This window comes from Amycolatopsis marina, assembly GCF_900111885.1.
GTDB classification, from domain to species: domain Bacteria; phylum Actinomycetota; class Actinomycetes; order Mycobacteriales; family Pseudonocardiaceae; genus Amycolatopsis; species Amycolatopsis marina.
This window is the reverse complement of the sequence record NZ_FOKG01000007.1, coordinates 65,431-86,201: the sequence shown is the minus strand read 5'-3', so window position 1 is coordinate 86,201 and position 20,771 is coordinate 65,431. Positions and strand designations below refer to the sequence as shown.

Here is a 20,771-nt window from a genome sequence, read left to right as displayed (position 1 = left end):
GTTCACCCGGCGCTTCGGAGCGTACGTCGCTCGACGGCGGCAACGAGGTTGCGGGCGACTCGTCGCACGTCCGCGTCGGTGAGTGCCTGGTGCAGCGGCAGCAGCAGGGTGGTGACCTCGGCCGCATCGGTTCCCGGCAGATCGGCCTCCGCGCCGAAGAGCGGGACTTTGTGCAGTGGAGGATAGCGGTAGGTGGTGTAGATGCCCGACCGCAGCAGATCTTCGGCCACTACGTCGCGCAGGTCCGCGTCGAGCTGCACCCAGTAGAAGTAGTTGGTGGAGACGTGGCCTGCGGGGAGCCGTGGCGGGCACAGGATGTTCTCGGTATCGGCCAGCAACCGGTCGTACTCGGCCATGATCGCTCCGCGTCGCTCGATGAAGCCGGGCAGCCTGCGGAGCTGGACGCGCCCTATGGCGGCGGTGAGATCATTGCCGATCAGCCGCCGGCCGATGTCCTGGATGGCCTGGTCCCACCAGCGGTGTGGCTCATTGGCCGCGGCAGCGAAGGCACCTCGCTCGTCCAGGCCGTGGTAGGCCAGACGGTGAGCTCTGCGCGCCAGCGCGGCGTCCCGGACGTAGATCATACCGCCGTCTCCGGTGGTGATGATCTTGCGCGAGTCGAAGCTCCAGATTCCGATGTCGCCAAAGGTCCCGCAGGCCGTGCCGCCCACGCTCGATCCCACCGCGCAGGCGGCATCCTCGATCAAGGGTATCCCGCGCTCCTCGCACAGCGCGGAGATCGCCACGATGTCACCGGGCTGACCGCCGTAGTGCAACAGCATTACCGCCTTTGTTCGCGGAGTCAGAGCGTCCGCGATGTCGGCGACGGAAGGGTTGAGTGTGCGGGGGCGCACATCGCAGAAAACGGGGCGGGCGCCGCTGGCGGCGACGGAGTGGGCGTTGGCCGGAAAGCTCACCGAGGGCAGCACCACGTCGTCACCGGGTCCGATGCCCAGCAGTTCCATCGCGAGGTGCAGCCCGGAGGTGGCGGAGTTGATGAAAAGCACCGTGTCGGACGGCACGCCGATATGGTCGGCGAAATCCTCCTCGAATGCCTTGGTTCGGGGTCCGTATCCCAGCCAGTTGCTGTCGAACACCTCACTGACGGCCTCGAGCTCTTCGGCACCGACCTGCGGCTGAAACATGTTGATCATCGTGTGACCCTTCACGCGGACATCCGTTCCGGAACCTCGAGGAAACAGCCATCGGTGGGCTGCTCGCCCCGTTCACTTTCGGATCTACTCGGAAAGACGAGCTTGGCACAACGGAAACGGACGGACTTCCTTCGTCATGCGCAAAAAACCCTTCGGCACCGCCGTATCACCGTCTCCGGCGTCCGCCGCGCATCGCGCCGATGGCAACCGAGGAGATGCCTGGCCGGGCGAGTGGCGCGATCATGGCGTCATAGCTGGACCCGAACGTCAAGTCCGGGCTGCCGTCCCGGCGTGAACTTACGGAGAGCCGATGGAATACGGGCAGGATCACGCTGAACTGTACGATCTCGTCTTTCGCAGTCGAGGCAAGGACTTCGAGGCGGAAACCGAGAAGCATGCTCGCCTGATCCGGTCCAGGTTCCCGGCGGCGAAGAGTCTGCTGGACATTGCCTGCGGCACAGGCGCCCATCTTGCCACCTTCGCGAAGCTCTTCGATCACGTGGAGGGACTGGAACTCACGCCGACGATGCGGGAGGTCGCGGCGAAGAGGTTGCCGCAGTCCGTTGTCCACGCGGGCAACATGCTCGACTTCGACCTCGGCCGCACTTTCGACGCGGTTACCTGCCTCGGTAACGCGATCGGTGAGGTTCGGTCCGCCGACGAGGTTGCCGCAACTATCAGTCGGATGGCGGCGCATCTCGTTCGGGGCGGCGTCGTGGTCGTGGAGCCGTGGTGGTTTCCCGAACAGTTCATCGACGGCTACATCGGCAGCCACCTGGCCAGGGAGAACGGTCGCGTGATAACGCGCCTCAGTCACTCCACGAGACAAGGGGACAGGAGCCGCATAGAGATCCAGGCTATCGTCGCGGATGCCGCCGGTATCAGGGGTTTTTCGGACGTTCTCTCCGTAGGCCTTTTTTCTCGCGAACAGTACGAGACAGCGTTCCAGAAGGCTGGCTGCACGGTCGAGTTCGTGTCCGGCCTGCGACTCGGGGACGGGCGACCCACCAGTCCGGGAATTTTTGTGGGAACGCGCATGTGAGAACGTGGTCGGCAGACCTGCGTCTCACCGCGAACTACCCCTGCCGTCAGCCGTCTGACGCGGCCCGGACAAGGCGGTCACGCGTCCGGGCATCGCTCAGCAACGGCGCGTCGAACTCCCTTGATCCCGCGCGCACCGCGTCGAGCACACTGGAGAGAAATATCTGCATGCTGTCCGCGGCGTGCACACTTCTCGTGTGGCTCTCGCCAGAGGATTCGATTCGAATGTCGACCGTCATGTCGGGCGGTGCCGAAAAAGGGCGTGCGAGGTCGACGGCGATCCCTGGCCCCAGCAGCTGAAGAGAGTTCCGGTAGGCGGCGGTGAATCCGAACTGTCCGATGACCGTCCTTCCTCCTGGATAACCAGCCAACACACTGTAGGACGTTTCCAGACCGTTGGTGGTGCGGTCTCCCACGATGACGGTCACGCGGTCCGGTTCCGTGCCCCACAGAACCCGTCCCAACGACGCCATGTACGGGCCGGTGTCGAGCAGGGCACCCCCGCCGGCGGACCGATCGCACCGGAAGTCGTCCGCGGGCACGGGCGGGGTGAATATCGCTACGACCTTTGTGATGTCCGTGTCGAACTCCCGAGCGACCGACCGGACTTCCGGGTACATCGGATGAAACGAGTAACACGTCGCTTCGGCGAGGACGCGGGAGCGCGATCGGGCCAGCGCCACCATCTCCTCGGTCGTGTCCAGGTTCAGGAACCCCGGCTTGTCCACGACGACGTGGTGGCCCCGCTCGATCGCGCACCGAACCGCCTGTGCGTGTTCGCTGTTGATCAAAGAAACATAGACCAGGCCGGGATCCATGTCGTGGATGGCTTCACGCCAGTCGGCATGTACCCGCCCCAGCTTCGGGATGTGGCCGACAGCATCGGTGCCGGCGTGGGAGCTCGCGATGTCGATCGTCTCGATCTCGTCCATGACAGCTACGGCCGGCAACACACGGCGCCGCGCGAATCTCGAGAAGCCGATCAGAAGTAGTTTCATAGCCTTGGGGGTAGGTGGTCAGAGAAGACAGGCCATGAGGCTGCGTGCCTCGACATTGACGTAGTAGCCGGAGCGCATCAACCGGCCGAGCAGGCCGAGCGTCATCCACCGGTAGTTGTCCGGGGCTTCGATGTGATGGTCCTCCGGGATCTCGAGCACGAGGTGTTTTGTGTCCGCCCGGTGGAAACGGCCACCGTCCTCGGACTGCACCGAGTCCAGTCGTACGCGGGAAATCGGTGAGGTCAGGTACTCCACGAGCGGCGGAAGGTCCCGAGAATCTCTGCAGAAACCTGGCGCGATCTGTATCGTGGGGGCGAGTTCGAGCCGATCCGTGGTTCCCGGTTGGACCATCGCCTGGGTCAGGATCCGAAGCACACCCGACTGGCGCTGACAGATGAAGGCGACGAGGTTCCCGGGAACGGGTTCGAGCATCGGCTGCGACCAGGTGCCGACCTCCCGGCTGGTCGCCTCCACGGAGAGCCCGATTATCCGGAAGTAGCGGCCATCGCGGTGCCTGATGCTTCCGCCGTCGAAGATCCATTCGCTCATGTCCGGCAGACCGATTCGTCTGACATCCAGCGTGAAAACTTCCTTCTGGTCGATGAGCCAGGTCATCGCCGCGGCGAGGTCCACATCGGATCGTTCCAGGTTGTGTGATGCGATGGCCTGGGCATGGAACTCGTCTGCCGCGGTAAGCCGGTTGACCCGCAGATCGCCGGCCACGGCGTAGGAAATGCACGCGAGCACGGTGCGGGCGTTCATGTTCACGTTCCCGAGCGCGAGCTGGCGTCGCAGCTGACCGAGAGTGAGCCAGGTGAAGTCATCGCTTTCCGGGACTTCGTCATCCGGCGGGATCTCCACGACCATGTTCCGGTTTCGCTTGTGCAGGTACCAGGACGCGTGCTCCGAGAGCAGCCGGTCGACGAGGATACGTCTCCGGGTGCCTTTCAAGAAGTACTCCAGGTACGGCGTGGGCCGACCGCCGTGAATCCGCTGGTAGTTGCTCTGGGTGGCTTGCACCGTCGCCGCGTACTGAACCAGGCTGGTGTTGCCCGGCTCCATCTTCACCTGCATCAGGAAGTGATATACACCGTTGATCTTCTTGACCAGTATCCCCAGTATCCCGATGTCAGGCTGCACGATGATCGGCTGACTCCATTGTGGTGTCGGCCCGAAATTTGTTCGTACCGACAGGCCCTCGACAGTGAAGAATCGGCCTGAGGAGTGCACGAGGCGGTCGTTGACCTGCCACGCGGTCAAGGACTCCAACGGAACTTCGTCGACCCTGTAGCTGGCGGTGGCGAACCGTTCCTTGAGGAAGAAGTCAGGATCCTCTGTCTCCGCGCTGATCGTCGTCAGGGCCGACACCAGGAAGTCGTCAGCACGGCTTGTCGAGGTCGACATGGCGTCCCATCCCTTCACGCAGGCTCGGCGAGTCAGCCGTGGTCAGACCGTGGAGATCGACGGCAGTGGAAAGACCAGCTTGCCGCCACGCGCCAGGAACTCCTGCTCCCGCTCGATGAATCCCCCGCGATGGACCCAGGGGAGCACCAGTAACTGGTCGGGCCTGCGCGCCTTGGCCTCCTCCTCGGAGACGATGGAGATACCGGTCCCGGGGGTGCTGCATCCGTGCTTCTCCGCGCTGACCTCGCCGATACAGGGCAGGTCCTCGACACCGATCCCGCAGTACTGGAGGATCACGTTGCCTTTGGTCGACGCTCCATAACCCAAGGTCGACTTGCCCGCGGCCCGCGAGTCTTCGAGGAATGCCCGCAAACTGTCGCGGTGGTCGCGGACGCGTCGGGCGAAGTTTTCGTACGGGGCCATGGTGTCCAGCTCGAGGTTGGCCTCGAGCCGGCGGATCCGGTCGATCTCGGCAGTGTCGATCTTGTGCTGGGTGGGGTCCTTCACCAGGGTGACGCACAGGCTGCCGCCGTTGACGTCAGTGATCTCGGCCGTTGACACGGTGAGTCCCACGCGTTCGGCCATCCACTCGATCTGGCTCAACATGTAGTACTCGAGATGCTCGTGACAAATCGCGTCGTAGGCGGGAATCTCGAGCAGGGAGGCCGCGTAGCTCATCTCGATCATCCACACGCCGTCCTCGGTGAGGATGTCGCGCACCTCGGCCATGAACCCGAGCGGGTCGGGCAGGTCGTAGAACATCGCAATCGACGTAACGACTTTGGCCTTGCGGTCGCCGTACCGCGCGGCGAAGGACGCCTTCGAGAAGAATTCCGGAATCAGGTCGATGTCGTCGCGGTAGTACTCGCGCCATTTCTCACCGGTGGGATCGATGCCCACCCTGGTAAGGCCGTTGGCCGGGTACCCGCGCAGCAGTGTCGCGTCGTTGCTGCCGATGTCGAGGACCAGATCAGCGCTGTCCAGGTCGACCATCCCGGTGAGTACCTCGACCTTCCGGTGCAGGTGCTTGACCATGAAGGGACGGACGCTCGAGCGGTATCCGTAATGAACTCCGTACATGAGCGAAAGGTCGGCGGTGTGCCGCAGTTGCACGAGTCCGCAGCCACCCGGGCCGCACCTGACGAGCTCCAGCGGAGCGGTAGGCACGACCTGGCCGGGGCGAGGGAAGATGCCGGTCAGCGCCTGATTTCCAAGATCGAGCACGGACAGCAGGCGGGAGTTGCCGCAAATCCGGCACTCGGTGCACTCGGCGACGGCCATATCTTCGGCGATGATCATAGTGCCTTCCCGGTTGGATGCCATTCGAGCACGGCGGCTGACCGGCGGGAACGCTCGCATACACTCGCTACCGGAAAATCGCCGACGCGACACTCTGGGCACCAGTGTGGCCGTGAACACGGTCGCGGACACCTTCTGAATTGCCTGTTCGGAAATCGCTGACGCGTAGCGGGAACCGAATCAGCTGGCATCGGATCGACAGCGTCGGAACCGTCCAGGGAGGACACCAGGCCCGGCGGCTCGCGAGGCGCCAGTCAGCAAGCGATGAGTTGCCGCGCGCGAACGACGAGATCACCCTGGCTGAGGTGAACATGCCAGGTCCAGTCGGCGGCGGTCCCAGTCGCGGAGAGCGGATTCTTGGAGAAACCATGAGATGGCTGCCTACCGAGGACGAACCGCGGGTTGCCCTCATTGGACTCGGCTACGTTGGTTTGTGCCTTGCGGCCACACTTTCCCAGCGCGGCCTCAACGTCGTCGGCGTCGACACCAACCGGCGACTTGTCGATGAGCTGACCGCAGGCGACTGCCCGTTTGTCGAACCCGGGCTGGCCAGCCTCCTCCTCGCCGGCATGGCGGCGGACAGGCTGAGCGTGACGACCGACTACAGCGCCGTCCGGTCCGCCGATGTCGTGCTGATCACCGTTGGCACACCGGTGAACGACGACGGCTCGTTGTCCGAGGAGCAACTGCACGGCGCTTGTGCCGAACTCAGCAAGCACATCCGTCGTGGTCAGCTACTGGTGCTCAAGAGCACGGTCCCGCCCGGTACCACGGGTAGTCTCGTACTTCGGTTGCTGGAGCGCAGCGGCTTGACCGCGGGAGCGGACTTCGGGCTGGCGGTGTCACCTGAGCGCCTCGCTGAAGGCACGGCCCTGCACGAGCTGAAAACTCTTCCAATGGTGGTCGGCGGGTTCGACGCTGACTCCGCCCGTGACGCGGCGGAGTTCTGGCGGAGAGCGCTCGGCGTCGAGGTCATCGAGGTCGGCTCGCTGACCGCGGCCGAGATCGTCAAACTCGCCAGCAACTGGTGGATCGACCACAACATCGCGCTCGCCAACGAGCTGGCCAAGTTCTGCGCCCTCTACGGCGTGGACTCGCTCGACGTCATCGCGGCCGCGAACACGATTCCCAAGGGCGGTGGCAACGTCAACATTCTGCTGCCGAGCGTCGGCGTCGGCGGGTCCTGCCTCACGAAAGACCCGTGGATGGTGTGGCACTCGGCGCGAGAACGCGGGCTCGACATCGTCACTGCGCCGACGGGACGCGGGGTCAACGAGAGCATGCCGGAATACACCGCGCAACTGGCCTTCGACCAGTTGACCAAACTGGGCAAGGACCCAGCCGCATCGAAAGTCGCGGTAATCGGCCTCACGTTCAAGAACAACACCGGTGACCTGCGGGCGACACCGACCGAACACGCGGTCGCTGCGTTGCGGCGCGGCTGTGCCGAAGTCGCCCTGTTCGATCCTTTGGTCGATCGAGACGAGGCGGAGCGGCTGTTCGCGGCCCCGCTGGCGACCAGCGTCGATGAGGCTGTTCAGGATGCGGATTGCGTAGCGGTGTTCGCGTTACACCGGGAGCTGGCCGGAATTGACTTCGGTGCGCTACCGGTTGCCGACGGGTGCCTGATCCTCGATGGCCGGGCCTACTACTCGCCGGACCAGATCGCCTCGCTCCGGGCTCTTGGCTACCACTACTGCGGAGTCGGGCGATGAATGCCGCCAAGACCGTGGTCACCGGCGGTGGCGGTTTCATCGGGAGGCACCTGGTAGATCGGCTGCTCGAGGGCGGCGCGGACGTGACGGTTTTCGATGGAGGGCCGCCGAATCGGCCGGCGACTGCCGGGCATCCGAGGTGGGTGACCGGCGACGTGCGCGATCACGCGGCGGTAGGCCGCGCGATCACCCACGGAGTCGATGTCGTGTATCACCTGGCCGCATCGGTTGGAGTTGATCAGTACCTGGCCCGCCCGCTCGATGTGATCGACGTCAACTTCTCCGGCACCCGCAACGTGCTGGAGCGCGCGCGTGAAGTGGGCGCACGGGTTGTCGTCGCCAGCACCAGCGAGGTGTTCGGCAAGAACCCGGCTGTGCCGTGGCGCGAGGACGACGACCGGGTGCTCGGTCCGACGTCCGCCGATCGCTGGTCGTACTCCACCAGTAAGGCACTGGCCGAACATCTGGTCTTCGCCTTCGTCCGGCAGCACCAGCTGGAAGCCACGATCGTCCGGTACTTCAACGTCTACGGTCCTGGGCAGCGGCCTGCCTTCGTGGTGAGCCGCACGATCCACCGCGTGCTCAACCGCCGTCCGGTGGTGATCTACGACGGCGGCAGCCAAACACGATGTTTCACCTTCGTCGACGACGCCATCGACGCCACCATCCGGGTCGGCGCGGATTCTCGTGCGATCGGTGAGGCCTTCAATATCGGCAGCTCAGTCGAGACTCGGGTCGCCGACGTCGTTCCGTTGATCGTCGAGCTGGCAGGTGGGGGGACCACACCGATATCGGTGAACACCGCCGAACGACTGGGGCGCGGCTATGAAGACCTGTCACGCCGCATTCCGGACACCACGAAGGCGCGTGAGGTGCTCGGCTGGTCGGCCACGACATCGCTCCGGGACGGTCTGATCAAGACGATCGAGTGGGCTCGAGCCAGTGATTGGTGGCTCGCCCTGCCAGACGCCGGGGCGGCGTAGGCCCGAACTCCTGCGGGCCCCCTTCGCCAGGTCGGACCTGGCGAAGGGGGCCCGCACGGATTTCCTAACCGCGGTGCTCGCGGGTCAGCTTCTCCAGCATGGGAACGACTTCGTTGATGCTGGGAGTGCCGATCGCCTCGGTGCGCAGCCTGGCGGCGTTGCGGCCGAACGACGGATCGTCGAGTACCCGTACCAGCTGATCGCGTAGCAGGGCTGGGGTGAGCTGGTCCGCGTCGGCCACGTACACCCCGGCGCCGCGGTCCTCCAGACCGTTGGCCTGTCCGATCGGCCCCCACCACTTGATGTGCCAATAGGTGCCGGGAACGATCAGCTGCGGCACCCCGTGCTCCACAGCAGTGGCGAAGGTGCCCGGACCGCCGTGGTGCACGACGGCGGAACAGCTGGGCAGCAGCGCGGTCAGCGGCACGAACTCCACGGCACGGACGTTGTCGGGCAGCCGGCTCAGTGAGCCGAGTTGCTTGGCATCGAGGGTCGCGACCACCTCGACATCGAGATCGGCCACTGCTTCGAGCAGATTGTCCGACGCCGCCTCGGGGCGCTGAGCCTCACGATGTGAGAACCCCAGCGTGACACAGACCCGTCGGCGGGTGCGGGGTTCTTCCACCCAGCTCGGCACCGTCGCCGGGCCGTGGAACGGAACCTGCCGGAACGGCACGTAATGCAAACCGGCTCCGGCGGGATGGAAGACCCACGACGGCGCCGGGTCGACGGTCCACTGGCCGAGCGCCACCGACTCGTCGAACTCCTCGCCGTGGCGCTCGAGAATGGGCCCGAGCCACTGCTCCAGCGGGTCCGCGACGGCCTCGTTGCCGCGTTCCGTACGCAGTCGGCGCCACTCCGATCGCACCTGTGCGTGGGTGTCGACGCCCCATGGCATCCGCGCGTGGGCCGCACCGCTGACCTTGGCGGCCACCGGACCGGCGAACGCCAGTGTGTGCCAGATGACCAGATCCGGCCGCCACTGCCGGGCGTAGTCCACCAGGTCGTCGATGGCCGAATCCGGCGTCAGCATCTGGTAGAACTCGCTGACCAGGTGGTCCATCAGGCCGACCGGGTCGACCCCGCTGTACTCACCCTGGCGTGGCTTCGCACCGACGCCCGGTGCGGTGGCCGGCGCGAACGGGTCCTCCTGCGGCTCGGCTTCGGCCATCTGTTCCGCCAGCGAGTCCATTGACGGGCCGATGGGCACCGGGAGGAAGCCGATGCTCGCGACGTCGGCCGCCAAGTCGGGCTGGCTGGCGAATCGCACGTCATGTCCGGCCGTTCGCATCGCCCAGGCCAGTGGCGCCATCAGATACACGTGAGACTTGTTCATGCTTGATACGAACAGGACGCGCATGACTATGTCCTTCCAGGGATGTGAGCTCATGCCAGCCTCGCAGCGATTAATCGGAGCGGCATCTCCCGGATTGCCGCTCCGCCCCCTTACCGGCAGATCAGCGAAGCAACCCGCGGACGTCCCCCCACCCCGCGGCGATGTCGGCCTCAACCTGGTTGAGCCGTGCGGTGACGACCTGGTCGAACCCGTCGAGGAAGTACTCGTCGCCATCGAGCGGATCAATGGTGCGGCCGTTGGCCAGGTGGCTCCGCACGACGTCGGACAGAGCGGTTCCGGGCTCCACCCTGCCGGCGATGTAGCGGTGTGCGCCGGTGAGGCCCGGGAAGCCCGCCTCGCGATAGAGGTAGACGTCGCCGAGCAGGTCGATTTGGACACCTGCCTGGATATGCGCGCTCGGGCGCATCGATTCCGGGCGGAGCCTGATCAGCTCGGCGTCCGTCCCTGTCATGACGGCGTGCAAGGCATACCCGTAGTCGACATGCAACGAGGGGGCCCGCGCGCTGACCCGTTCGTTGAACGCACCCAGCGCGTCCTGCAGCTCCGCCCGCTCCGCCGGCGGCAGCTTGCCGTTGGGGCGGCCGCTGTAGTCCTCGCGGATATCGAGAAAGTCGACCGGGCGGTGCGGGGCGACCTCGTTCAGCTCGGCGATGAAGTCGGCTAGTTCGAGCAGCCGCCATGCCCGGCCGGGCAGCACGATGTAGCTGAAGCCGAGCCGCAGCGGATTCTCGCGCGATGCGCGCAGCCGCTGGAGGTTGACGAGATTCGCCTTGACCCGGCCGAAGGCCGCCCGTTTACCGGTGGTCTGCTCGTACTCGTCGTCGTCGAGCCCGTACATCGAGGTGCGCAACCTATGCAGGTCCCACAAACCCGGTTGCCGTTGCAGCGTCCGGTCGGTGAGCGCGAAGGAATTCGTGTAGAGGTCCATTTTGAACCCGCGACGGGCCGCACGGGTGATGAGACCGCCAAGCCCGGGGTTGGTCAGCGGCTCGAGACCTCCCGAGATGTACATGGCGTGCGGATTGTCCACCGGCATCTCGTCGATGACCGACGCGAACATCGCGTTGCCGCTGTCGACGGCGTCTTGCTGATAACGAGCGCCGGTCACCCGAACGCAGAAATGGCAGCGGAACATGCATGTCGGGCCGGGGTAGAGCGCGACGATATGCGGGTAGACCGCTCGTCGCTGGACGATGTTGTCGATCACCCCGGCACGCTCAAGTGGAAGTACGGTTTTCGACCAGTACTTCCCGGCCGGCCCGCCGAGGACCGCGGCGCGCAGTTCCGGCACTCGGGCAAGGGTGTCTACGAGGCGCCGGAAGGTTCCGCGGTCGACGGCCAGCTCCTGCCGGGCGGCCTCCAGGGTGGTGAACGGGGAAGCGCCGAAGATGCGAGTAAGCCGGTTCAGGAGACCCGCGTCACTCGCCACCTCGGGGCCGGGAATCGCAATCTCAGTCACGGGCGTCGTCCTTAGAAGTTGACACGATCATTGAGAGTCCTTGCGCCGGGACGTCACCTCGGTGCTGTGCGTGACGGCGAATCGGATCAGGGCGCAAACACGGCGGATGTCTTCTCGTGACACCGTCGAGCCACTCGGCAGTGAGATCACGCCGGCGACCAGCTTTTCGGTATGCGGCAGGCGAACCGGGCGGCGGGAGCGGTAGGGCTCGAGCTGGTGGCACGCGGGCGACCCGATCGGGGTGAGGGCGATCGCGTTCTCCGCCTTGAGCACGTCGAGGAGCAGATCCCGGGAAATACCCGTTTCGGCCTCGTCGAGTTCGATGATCACGTACTGGAAGTTGTTGCGCTCACGAGTCTCGTGGTTGAAGAAGGTGATCCCGTCGACCTCGTCGAGCTCCTCGCGGTACGCGTCGTAGTTGGCCCTGTTGTGCCGCACCGAGGAATCGAACGCATCGAGCGAGGTGAGGCCCATGGCCGCGGCCGCCTCGCTCATCTTGCCGTTGGTACCGCCCGCATCGCTGACGTGATCGATGCCTTTGCCGAAGTTGTGCAGTGCGCGGATCCGGTCGGCGAGGCGGGCGTCGTCGGTCACCACCGCACCGCCTTCGAAGGCGCTGACGACCTTCGTCGCGTGGAAGCTGAACACTTCGGCGGCGCCGAAGCCGCCGACGGTGCGCCCCGCCGACGAGCAGCCGATACCGTGCGCGGCGTCGAAGAACACCGGCAGCCCGTTGTCCGCCGCGACCTTCTCGAGTTCGTCCACCGCACACGTCCGTCCCCAGAGGTGCACGCCGATGACCGCCGATGTCTGCGGGGTGACCGCGTCCGCGATCGCCGCCGGGTCGATACAGCCGGTGGCGGGATCGATGTCGCAGAAAACCGGCTCGAGGCCGATCCACCGAGCGGCGTGGGCGGTGGCGGAGAAGGTGAGCGACGGCATGATCACCTCACCGCTCAGATCCGCCCCGTGCATGAGCAGTTGCAGCGCCACCGTCGCGTTGCAGGTCGCGACACAGTGCTCGACGCCGGCCAGCTCGGCGACCCGCTGCTCGAACTCCAGCACCAGGGGACCTCCATTGGACAGCCATTGGTTGTCCAAAGCCCAGTCGAGACGATCGAACAGGCGGGCGCGATCGAATCGGTTGGGCCGGTTGGTGTGCAGCGGAGTCAGGAACGCGGGGCGCCCACCGAACAGGGCAAGGTCCGCGACAACGTGCTTCACCACGTCCTCCCCGCTGCCGTCGGGTCACTCGGCCGCCGCGGATGCTTCACGGTCATGGGGACTCCTTGTCGTCGGTGGCTTCGACCACGGCTGACACCACGGCCGTCACCGCCTGTTCCGATAGGTGCGGACCGATCGGCAGGCTCAGCACCTCGTGCGAGAGCCGTTCGGTCAGCGGAAACGATCCGATCGGCCAGTCCGTGGCCGCGTACGCGTTCGACCTGTGCACCGGCACCGGGTAGTGCACGAGGGTCTCGACCCCGGCGGCAGCCAATCGTCGGTGCAGCTCGGCTCGCCGCTTTGAACGGATGACGAACAGGTGCCACACCGGACTCGCCCACGATGCCACCCGCGGAAGCAGCACATCGTCGATTCCCGCGAGCTCGGACAGGTAGCGGCCGGCGATGGCCGCGCGCCGGGTGTTCCACGCGTCCAACCGGGTGAGCTTCACGCGGAGGATCGCGGCCTGCAACTCGTCCAGCCGGCTGTTGGTGCCTCTGACCTCGTGCTCGTACTTGACCCGAGATCCGTAGTTGCGGAGCATTCGGATCCGATCGGCCAGCGCCGCGTCGGAGGTAACCACCGCTCCGCCGTCGCCAACGGCTCCCAGGTTCTTTCCCGGATAGAAGCTGAAAGCGACTGGTGAGCAACCGGATCCCAGCCGTTGCCCATGGCAGCGGGCGCCGGGCGCCTGAGCCGCGTCCTGGATCACGAGGAGGCCGTGCCGAGTCGCGACGTCTTCAATCGCCCGCATCGCGGCAGGATGGCCGTACAGGTGAACCGGAATGATGGCTCGGGTGCGCGGGGTGATCGCCGCCTCGATCCGGTCCGGGTCGAGCGTGTAGGTGTCCTCGGCCGGCTCAACCGGAACGGGTCGCGCCCCCACCGAGGACACCGCGAGCCAGGTGGCGATGAACGTGTGCGCCGGCACAATGACCTCGGCGCCAGGCCCGATGTCGTTGGCGCGCAGTATCAGTTCCAGCGCATCGCATCCGGTGCCGACCGCGACGCAGTGGCCACCGCCGCAGTAGGCGGCGAACTCGGCCTCGAACGCCTCCATCTCCGGCCCCAGGACGTACTGGCCGGACTTCATCACACGGTGATATGCCGCGTCGATGTCGGCCTCCAGCTCCGCGTTCGACGCGCTGACATCGAGGAAGGGAATGTGCACAGGTGCTCCTACGGCGCCGGATCTCCTGGTTCATCGTCGGTGCCAAAGGCGCGAGTGGCATCTCATGCTGTGCGACGTCCCTCCGCGTGCGACGAGCGTGCCGGTGACCGGGCACAGCATTCTCGAAGAAGACAGCGCGCCGGCTCCTCGTTATCCTCGAAGACACCTGGGCGAAGGAAAGCATATTCGCGGAAGCGTCGGCGAGTTCGGTCCTGATAATTTACAGCGCACTACGCAGCGGATAGCGTTCTTCGGAGAGGCCGGGAAACTGATGTACGACAGCGACATCGCCGATATCTGGGACGCGGTATATCGCGGCCGCGGCAGGAACTACCTGACGGAGGCCGAAGGCGTTGCGGAGCTCATCCGGCAGCGCCAGCCGGCCGCAGCATCGTTGCTTGACGTCGCTTGCGGCACCGGTGCGCATCTGAGCTGCTTCACGACCATGTTCGAGAACGTCGAGGGCGTTGAGCTGTCCGAGGGCATGCTCGCCGCCGGGCGTGCCGAGTGGCCGACCCTCAACCTGCACCAGGGGGACATGCGCACGTTCGACCTTGGTCGCCGGTTCGACGCTGTCACGTGCCTGTTCAGCTCGATCGGTCACGCGGCCACCACCGACGAACTCGACCGCACCGTCAACCGCTTCGTCGACCACCTCAACCCCGGCGGGGTTGTCGTGATCGAGCCGTGGTGGTTCCCCGAAACGTTCATCGACGGCTACGTCACCGGCGACGTCGTGCATGATGCCGGCCGGGTGATCGGACGCGTATCGCATTCCACGAGGGAGGCGGGCGCATCCAGGGTGAGCGTGCATTTCCTGGTGGCCGACGCCGAAAAAGGGATTCAGTACTTCACTGAAGAATTAATCATAACACTGTTTTCCCGCGAAGAGTACGAGCAGGCGATCTCGCGTGCGGGCTGTATCGTGGAGTTCGTCGAAAGCGGACCTAGAGGACGCGGCTTCTTTGTCGGCCACCGCGCGTCACCAGTGAATAATCCGACTGATGAACAAGCCGCCTGACATGTTTACTATTGACGAGGAGATTCGAGCGCGATGAGCACATTCGTATTGATCCACGGTGCCGGCGACGGCGGCTGGGCCTGGCATCTGCTGGTGGCCGAGTTGGCGGCCCGAGGACATGACGCCGTCGCCCCCGACTTGCCGAGTGAAGACGATTCCGCGGGGTTGGAGGAGTACGTCCAAACCGTGGTGGACGCCGTCGGTGACAAGAAGAACCTGGTCGTTGTCGGCCATTCCCTCGGCGGATTCACCGCGCCGCTGGTCGCCGACCGGCTCCAGGCCGACACGCTCGTCCTGCTGGCCGCGATGATCCCCGCCCCCGGCGAGTCGCCGAACGACTGGTGGTCCAACACCGGCTACGGCACCGCCGCCCGCGAACAGGCCGCTCGTGACGGCGGGCTGACCGGCAACGGCGACCCCTTCGTCGGTTACTACCACGACGTCCCGGTCGCGCTCGCCAAGGAGGCGATGCGCCGGGAACGCGACCAGTCCAACACCCCACTCGACCCGCCATGGCCGCTGGACGCGTGGCCGGACGTGCCGACCAAGTTCATTCTGGCCAAGGACGACCGCTTCTTCCCCGCCGAGTTCCTGCGCCGCCTGGCCAAGGAGCGACTCGGTGTCACACCGGACGAGATCCCCGGCAGTCACTGCGTCGCGCTCGGCCACCCGAAGGAGCTGGCCGAGGTCCTGGACAGCTACACGACCAACGGGTCCTAGCCAGCCGTTTCGGAAGGCACCTGTATCACCGATAACCTTTGATGGGAGAGGTATGCCTTACGTCGACTCCGCGCCTGTGGCGGACCAAGCAGTGGCCGAGCAACTGTTTGACGACGCCGTTCGCCGGTACAACGAAGCATTCGCCGACCGCGATGTGGATCGCTTCCTCCGATTCTTTCGGGAGGATGCGACGAAAATCGATTCCAGCGGCGAAGCCCAGTGGGACAAGAGTCAGATCGCCGATCTGTTCGGGGAACTTTTCAAGATGGACTTCGAGGAAACGGTCACGCCGGTGAAGAAGGTCGTCGACGGCGATACCGCACTGCTTGTCACCGATATCAAACTTGTCTCCAAGCATTTCGCGGAGCACTTTCTCACGGCCCTGACCTTCACGAACCGTGACGGCGACTGGAAGGTGCTTGCCGCGGCGAGCACGAACCTGCCGAGCTGATCCAAGGGCAATCGGGGAGACGTGGCACCGACCTGCTCGGTGCCACGATCGAATCTCCCGGAGCGCGCGCCTCGGGAATCTTCGCGCGGTATTCATGCCACTGAACGCCGCGACCAGGAGGGTTATTCACAAGCGAGTTGGCGGGGCCTGCCCGAAGGGTGGGTCGCGACGACTCGCTGCTGGTGAGGTGCGCGCAAGACCGCAGGTCGACCGTGAATAACCCGACTTATGAATAAGAGCCAGGAGGGTTACTCATGCGAGTCTTGTTCGTTGTGTGGCCGGGTGACACGCACCTCTTTCCGGTGACTCCGCTTGCCTGGGCACTGCAGAGCGCCGGACACGAGGTGCGCATCGGCACCCATCACGCCTTGGCCGAATCCATCACCTCGATCGGGCTGACCCCGATCGGCTTGGGAGACAAGGACGTTCTGCCCATGGGGCCGGGTAAGCCGTACCCCGAGGCCGAGTGGGAGAGGCTGGAGCGGGTGACCACGGCACTCGAGCTCGGCCCGGACGAGCGGGACACGTGGGACATCTTCACCCACTACCTGCTGCCGGGGGTGTGGGACTTCCTGCCACTGGGTCTCGGCGACGACCAGCCTCAGCCAGGGGTGGACGATCTGGTGGAGTTCGCCCGCGACTGGCAGCCCGACCTGGTGCTCTGGGACCCGCTCTACCCCGCCGCCGCCGTCGCGGCGGCCGCCTGCGGCGCCGCGCACGCGCGACTGTCACCCTGGCAGGACTACTGCGGCTGGACCCTCGATCGCTACAACGCGAGCGCGGCGGCGCTCGAGCTCGGTGAGCACCCGCTGGTCGCTGCCCTCCGGCCGGCGGCCGCCCGGCACGGGGTGGAGGTGAACGACGAACTGCTCTACGGCCAGTGGACCATCGACGGACTGCCCCCGGGCTTCCGGCTGACGACGACGGCGCGCGGTGTGCCGTTGCGGCTGATGCAGTACGCGGCCCCGACAGCGGTGCCCGAGTGGCTGCGGAAGCCGCCTGACCGCCCGCGGGTCGCCGTTTCGCTCGGCCTCTCCCAGCGCACCTTCATGTCGGAGGAGGACGACGGGTGGTCGTACCTCCCGGCCGTGATGCAAGCACTGTCGGAGCTGGATGTCGAGGTCATCGCGACCCTGAACGCGGTCCAGCTGGCCGGTCTGGGCAAGCTGCCCGCCAACGTCCGCGCGGTCGACTACGTGCCGCTGAACCAGCTGCTGCCGTCCTGCTCGGCCCTGATCCACCACGGCGGGCCGGGATCCTTCACCGCGGGTGCGGCGCACCAGGTGCCCCAACTCGTCATGGATTCGGCGGATGCGAGCATCGCCGAGAAGTTCCCCACGTGCAGCGCCACCGCGCGGTACGTCATCGAGCAGGGGGCGGGCCTGTCGCTCGACCTCAAGAAGCCGTCGGCGGACTCGATACGAGAGCGCATCTCGAGGGTCCTGGAAGAGCCGTCGTTCCGGGCCGGGGCCGCACGCGTGTACAACGACCTGCAGGCCATGCCCAGCCCGGTGGATCTCGTTCCGACATTGGAGCGGCTGACCGTTGAGCACCGTTCCCGCTGAGCACGACCTGGGCGACCTGGTGTCGGGGTGATCCTGCTCGTCCTGCGTCTGCAAGGAAGCAGGATCACCCGGCACCAGACGTCGCCCTATGAGAATTTCACGCCATACCGGTTGCATCGTCACTGGCTGTACGCGGTTGGACGCGCAACGATATGGACGAAGGTCGGCGAGCGCCGTCCGGGACAACACGCGTGTTCATGCACGGAAGGAGATCGGGCCATGTCTTCGGAGGCCGAACCCCAGTTGGGGGCCAGCGCGACCGGCCGGGAATGGGCCGGGCTCGCCGTGCTGGCACTGCCCACCTTTTTGCTTGCGCTCGATCTGAGCGTGCTCTTCCTCGCCCTACCCCACCTGAGCGCCGACCTCGGCCCGAGCAGCACGCAATGGCTGTGGATCACCGACATCTACGGTTTCATGGTCGCCGGCTTCCTGCTCACGATGGGCGGCCTCGGTGACCGCATCGGACGCCGCAAACTGCTGTTGATCGGCGCCACGGCGTTCGCCGTGGCGTCGGTGCTCGCGGCGTACTCCGACAGCGCGGTGATGCTGATCGCGACCCGCGCTCTGCTGGGTGTCGCCGGAGCCACTCTGATGCCCTGCGCACTGGCGCTGATCCGCACCATGTTCACCGACACCGCCCAGCGGTCGATGGCCATCGGCATGTGGATGAGCAGCTTCCTCCTCGGCGCGGCGCTCGGCCCGCTCATCGGCGGCCTGCTTCTCGAGTGGTTCTGGTGGGGCTCGGTCTTCCTGCTCGCCGTCCCGGTGATGGCATTGCTGCTGATCGTCGGGCCGATGGTGCTGCCGGAATCCCGCGACGCCGACGCGCCGCGGATCGACCTGCTCAGCATCGTGTTGTCGCTGGCGGCGATCCTGCCGGTGATCTACGGCAGCAAAGAGCTCGCCGTGGACGGCGTGGGACTGCCGGCACTGATCGCGATAGCCATCGGCCTGGCGTCCGGCGTCGTGTTCGTCCGCCGCCAGAACAAGCTACTCCACCCGCTGATCGACCTACGGCTGTTCTCCTCCAGAACGTTCAGCACCGCGCTCGCCGGCCAGGTGCTGATCGGCGTCATCTTCTCCGGCATCGCCCTGTTCCTCACGCAATACCTGCAGGTCGTCAAGGGCTTGTCACCCCTACAGACCGGCCTCTGGCTGCTGGTCCCGTCACTGGTCATGATCGTCGGGTCGCTCGCGTCCCCGGTCGTCGCGCAGAAGATTCGCCCCGGGTACGTCGTGGGTGCGGGCCTGATCGTGACCGCGACCGGCGGCGTGGTCCTCACCGCCGTCGGCCCGGAGTCAGGGCTCGCCCTGATAATTACCGGTTTCACCCTCGCGTACTTCGGCGGCGGGCCGATCGCCGTGCTCGCGACAGACCTGATCGTCAACAGCGCACCGCCGGAAAAGGCTGGATCCGCCTCAGCGATATCGGAGACCGGCGCAGAACTCGGCTTTGCGATGGGCGTGGCGACGCTCGGCAGCGTCGGTGCGGCCGTGTACCAGAGCCAGATGGGCGACCTGGGAACCGCCGTTCCCGCGGATGCCGCGGCGAAGGCGCAGGAGTCCATCGGTGCCGCCGCCTCGGCTGCCGGCGAACTCCCCGCCGCGTCGTCGCAGGTGCTGTTCGACACGGCGAGGGAGGCGTTCAGCTCGGCGGTCAGCGTGATCGGTGGGGTCAGCGCCGTGATCGCGGTTGGCCTGGCAGTCGTGATCAGCCTCATGCTGCGCCATGTCCGGCTCGGCGACGGGCAGGAAGGCGGCGACGCGCAGGCGGCGAAGGACTCCGGAAGCATGGACGACCTCGCCGAGCAACCGAACTGATTTGCACGCCCGCTGCGACCACGGGAGAGACAGCACTTCTCTGTGTTGTCTCTCCCGTGGTGGGCAGCAACCAAACATGAGGAGCGGAAGATGGCAGAACCGGAACCGGCAGCCGAGCAGCTGTCCAGCCCTGGCGGCGCGCCGCTGACGGCGCTCACCTGGGCTGACGCACGGACGCGGCTGGCCGACAACGGGGACTACCTGCTCGCGACATCCGGCGCGGACGGGCGGGTGCACATGGTGCCGGTGCTGGCCGTCTGGCTGGAAGGCGCCGTCTGCTTCGTCACCCGCCGACAGACCCGCAAGGCCCGTGACCTCGCAACGAATGACTACTGTGCCATCACTGTTCCCGGCCACGACGTCGACCTCGTGGTCGAAGGAACGGCGAACCTCGTCCGCGACGCCGCCAGGCTGCAACGAATCGCGGACCTGTACCCCATCAAGTATCCGTGGTGGCACCCATTCGTCAGGGAGGGCGAGTTCCACGATCCCGCCGACACCGCTCTGAGCGATCCTCAGCACGTCTTCGCGGTCGCGCCGAGGGTGGTATTCGCATTCGGCAAAGAGGAGGGCTTCAGCGCAACCCGATGGCGCTTCTAGCCCAGCCAGATGCCGGTCCGGCAGGTGAATGTCCTACCGTTCGTACTCGTCGTGCAGCTGCCACCAGCCGCACGCCGAGGTGTTGCTTCTGCCTGCGGGCTCTTCCCAGTCCTCCTGCCTGCCCAACGGCGTCAGGTCGAGGTAGACCAGCGTGCCGTTCAGCAGGTCCGTGCCGCGCTCGTAGGTGGAGTAGGTGTGGAAAACGTCCTCGCCGTCGCGCAGGAAAACGCTGACACCGGCAACTTCACCTTCGTACTCGACGCCCGCCGCCCGCAACTCTTCCTGGCTCGTGTAGTTGATTTCGACCGGCGCGACTGATGCGTCCACTGTGGTATGGAAGTCGTAGTTGAAGTCGGATTCCTGGGAGCTGTAGAACGGCATCGTCCAGCCCATGCGGCTACGGAAGGCGTCAAGTTCGGCGAACGGACTCCTGCTCACCACGACGAGCGTTGTGTCGCGCGCGTGCAAATGGGCCAGATGGCCGATGTTGTCGACGAGCAGGGAGCAACCGGGGCAGTGCGTCAGCATCATGTGGTAGACGATCAGCTGGCGGCGCCCCTCGAACAGCTCCGGCAACGTCACCTTACCGTTGGGCCCGTCGAAAACGTACTTCTTGTCCACCTTGACCATGGGCAATCGCCGCCGGTCGCTGTTGAGCTTGTCCCGTGCCCGGGTGAGCTTTTTTTCCTGCGCGAGCAGGTTCTTGCGCGCGGTCAGCCATTCCTCCCTGGAAACGACCTGTGGATATGCCATCCAATGACTCCCGATCTCGTCGTTCAGGTCCCGTG

Annotated in this window: 18 protein-coding genes; 9 read left to right on the top strand and 9 right to left on the bottom strand. The window is 65.7% G+C overall.

Going from position 1 to position 20,771, the window contains the following annotated elements:
• Positions 1 to 2 precede the first annotated feature (2 nt).
• Complete coding sequence (locus tag BM199_RS13350; RefSeq protein ID WP_091673718.1) at positions 3 to 1,154, bottom strand: DegT/DnrJ/EryC1/StrS family aminotransferase; 1,152 nt, start codon at positions 1,152 to 1,154, stop codon at positions 3 to 5.
• A gap of 310 nt (positions 1,155 to 1,464) precedes the next feature.
• On the opposite strand from BM199_RS13350, the gene BM199_RS13345 reads away from it, so the two are divergent.
• On the top strand, positions 1,465 to 2,196 hold the full coding sequence (locus BM199_RS13345) for a class I SAM-dependent methyltransferase (protein ID WP_091673385.1): 732 nt from the start codon (positions 1,465 to 1,467) through the stop codon (positions 2,194 to 2,196).
• A 46-nt stretch (positions 2,197 to 2,242) separates the two neighbouring features.
• Here BM199_RS13345 and BM199_RS13340 read toward each other — a convergent pair whose 3' ends face one another.
• Genes BM199_RS13340 through BM199_RS13330 form a run of 3 tightly spaced genes read right to left on the bottom strand, consistent with a single transcriptional unit; the run spans position 2,243 to position 5,896 of the window.
• Positions 2,243 to 3,193: a Gfo/Idh/MocA family protein gene (locus BM199_RS13340; RefSeq protein WP_091673384.1), complete on the bottom strand. Its 951-nt coding sequence runs from the start codon at positions 3,191 to 3,193 to the stop codon at positions 2,243 to 2,245.
• Between the two features lie 18 nt (positions 3,194 to 3,211).
• A complete protein-coding gene (locus BM199_RS13335; RefSeq protein ID WP_091673382.1) occupies positions 3,212 to 4,597 on the bottom strand; it encodes an NDP-hexose 2,3-dehydratase family protein in 1,386 nt (461 codons plus the stop codon).
• Positions 4,598 to 4,639: 42 nt separating this feature from the next.
• Complete coding sequence (locus BM199_RS13330) at positions 4,640 to 5,896, bottom strand: class I SAM-dependent methyltransferase (RefSeq protein ID WP_245788336.1); 1,257 nt, start codon at positions 5,894 to 5,896, stop codon at positions 4,640 to 4,642.
• A 368-nt stretch (positions 5,897 to 6,264) separates the two neighbouring features.
• Between BM199_RS13330 and BM199_RS13325 the strand changes: the two genes are divergently transcribed.
• Entirely contained in the window at positions 6,265 to 7,611 is a 1,347-nt protein-coding gene (locus BM199_RS13325; protein ID WP_091673381.1) for a nucleotide sugar dehydrogenase, read from the top strand.
• Positions 7,608 to 8,594, top strand: a complete 987-nt coding sequence (locus BM199_RS13320; RefSeq protein ID WP_091673379.1) for an NAD-dependent epimerase/dehydratase family protein — start codon at positions 7,608 to 7,610, stop codon at positions 8,592 to 8,594. Before BM199_RS13325 ends, BM199_RS13320 begins: the two co-directional genes overlap by 4 nt.
• A 64-nt stretch (positions 8,595 to 8,658) precedes the next feature.
• On the opposite strand, the gene BM199_RS13315 is transcribed toward BM199_RS13320, so the two are convergent.
• From BM199_RS13315 to BM199_RS13300, 4 genes are all read right to left on the bottom strand, one after another.
• Positions 8,659 to 9,954 carry an activator-dependent family glycosyltransferase gene (locus BM199_RS13315; protein WP_091673378.1) on the bottom strand — a complete coding sequence of 432 codons (1,296 nt, stop codon included), beginning with the start codon at positions 9,952 to 9,954 and terminating at the stop codon, positions 8,659 to 8,661.
• A gap of 97 nt (positions 9,955 to 10,051) precedes the next feature.
• On the bottom strand, positions 10,052 to 11,410 hold the full coding sequence (gene desII / locus BM199_RS13310) for a dTDP-4-amino-4,6-dideoxy-D-glucose ammonia-lyase (protein ID WP_091673376.1): 1,359 nt from the start codon (positions 11,408 to 11,410) through the stop codon (positions 10,052 to 10,054).
• Between the two features lie 27 nt (positions 11,411 to 11,437).
• The gene (locus BM199_RS13305; RefSeq protein ID WP_091673716.1) at positions 11,438 to 12,634 is read right to left on the bottom strand and encodes an aminotransferase class I/II-fold pyridoxal phosphate-dependent enzyme; all 1,197 of its coding nucleotides are present in this window, start codon (positions 12,632 to 12,634) and stop codon (positions 11,438 to 11,440) included.
• 52 nt (positions 12,635 to 12,686) lie between these two features.
• Complete coding sequence (locus BM199_RS13300; RefSeq protein WP_091673374.1) at positions 12,687 to 13,805, bottom strand: DegT/DnrJ/EryC1/StrS family aminotransferase; 1,119 nt, start codon at positions 13,803 to 13,805, stop codon at positions 12,687 to 12,689.
• 103 nt (positions 13,806 to 13,908) lie between these two features.
• Between BM199_RS13300 and BM199_RS13295 the strand changes: the two genes are divergently transcribed.
• The 6 genes from BM199_RS13295 to BM199_RS13270 all read left to right on the top strand — a co-directional run bounded on the left by BM199_RS13295 (position 13,909) and on the right by BM199_RS13270 (position 19,983).
• On the top strand, positions 13,909 to 14,826 hold the full coding sequence (locus BM199_RS13295) for a class I SAM-dependent DNA methyltransferase (protein ID WP_245788335.1): 918 nt from the start codon (positions 13,909 to 13,911) through the stop codon (positions 14,824 to 14,826).
• Between the two features lie 33 nt (positions 14,827 to 14,859).
• Positions 14,860 to 15,546 carry an alpha/beta hydrolase gene (locus tag BM199_RS13290; RefSeq protein ID WP_091673371.1) on the top strand — a complete coding sequence of 229 codons (687 nt, stop codon included), beginning with the start codon at positions 14,860 to 14,862 and terminating at the stop codon, positions 15,544 to 15,546.
• A 52-nt stretch (positions 15,547 to 15,598) separates the two neighbouring features.
• Positions 15,599 to 15,997: a YybH family protein gene (locus tag BM199_RS13285; RefSeq protein ID WP_091673370.1), complete on the top strand. Its 399-nt coding sequence runs from the start codon at positions 15,599 to 15,601 to the stop codon at positions 15,995 to 15,997.
• Between the two features lie 254 nt (positions 15,998 to 16,251).
• A complete protein-coding gene (locus BM199_RS13280) occupies positions 16,252 to 17,562 on the top strand; it encodes a nucleotide disphospho-sugar-binding domain-containing protein (RefSeq protein WP_091673368.1) in 1,311 nt (436 codons plus the stop codon).
• 219 nt (positions 17,563 to 17,781) lie between these two features.
• Positions 17,782 to 19,383, top strand: coding sequence for an MFS transporter (locus BM199_RS13275; RefSeq protein WP_091673367.1), 1,602 nt, complete (start codon positions 17,782 to 17,784; stop codon positions 19,381 to 19,383).
• Between the two features lie 90 nt (positions 19,384 to 19,473).
• A complete protein-coding gene (locus BM199_RS13270) occupies positions 19,474 to 19,983 on the top strand; it encodes a pyridoxamine 5'-phosphate oxidase family protein (RefSeq protein WP_091673365.1) in 510 nt (169 codons plus the stop codon).
• A 33-nt stretch (positions 19,984 to 20,016) separates the two neighbouring features.
• On the opposite strand, the gene BM199_RS13265 is transcribed toward BM199_RS13270, so the two are convergent.
• The gene (locus BM199_RS13265) at positions 20,017 to 20,736 is read right to left on the bottom strand and encodes a DUF899 domain-containing protein (protein WP_091673364.1); all 720 of its coding nucleotides are present in this window, start codon (positions 20,734 to 20,736) and stop codon (positions 20,017 to 20,019) included.
• Positions 20,737 to 20,771: the final 35 nt, after the last annotated feature.

Coding starts and splice junctions, on each gene's coding strand:
- BM199_RS13350 (WP_091673718.1), bottom strand. CDS start 1,154: ATGATCAACATGTTTCAGCCGCAGGTCGGTGCCGAAGAGCTCGAGGCC.
- BM199_RS13345 (WP_091673385.1), top strand. CDS start 1,465: ATGGAATACGGGCAGGATCACGCTGAACTGTACGATCTCGTCTTTCGC.
- BM199_RS13340 (WP_091673384.1), bottom strand. CDS start 3,193: ATGAAACTACTTCTGATCGGCTTCTCGAGATTCGCGCGGCGCCGTGTG.
- BM199_RS13335 (WP_091673382.1), bottom strand. CDS start 4,597: ATGTCGACCTCGACAAGCCGTGCTGACGACTTCCTGGTGTCGGCCCTG.
- BM199_RS13330 (WP_245788336.1), bottom strand. CDS start 5,896: ATGATCATCGCCGAAGATATGGCCGTCGCCGAGTGCACCGAGTGCCGG.
- BM199_RS13325 (WP_091673381.1), top strand. CDS start 6,265: ATGAGATGGCTGCCTACCGAGGACGAACCGCGGGTTGCCCTCATTGGA.
- BM199_RS13320 (WP_091673379.1), top strand. CDS start 7,608: ATGAATGCCGCCAAGACCGTGGTCACCGGCGGTGGCGGTTTCATCGGG.
- BM199_RS13315 (WP_091673378.1), bottom strand. CDS start 9,954: ATGCGCGTCCTGTTCGTATCAAGCATGAACAAGTCTCACGTGTATCTG.
- BM199_RS13290 (WP_091673371.1), top strand. CDS start 14,860: ATGAGCACATTCGTATTGATCCACGGTGCCGGCGACGGCGGCTGGGCC.
- BM199_RS13285 (WP_091673370.1), top strand. CDS start 15,599: ATGCCTTACGTCGACTCCGCGCCTGTGGCGGACCAAGCAGTGGCCGAG.
- BM199_RS13280 (WP_091673368.1), top strand. CDS start 16,252: ATGCGAGTCTTGTTCGTTGTGTGGCCGGGTGACACGCACCTCTTTCCG.
- BM199_RS13275 (WP_091673367.1), top strand. CDS start 17,782: ATGTCTTCGGAGGCCGAACCCCAGTTGGGGGCCAGCGCGACCGGCCGG.
- BM199_RS13270 (WP_091673365.1), top strand. CDS start 19,474: ATGGCAGAACCGGAACCGGCAGCCGAGCAGCTGTCCAGCCCTGGCGGC.
- BM199_RS13265 (WP_091673364.1), bottom strand. CDS start 20,736: ATGGCATATCCACAGGTCGTTTCCAGGGAGGAATGGCTGACCGCGCGC.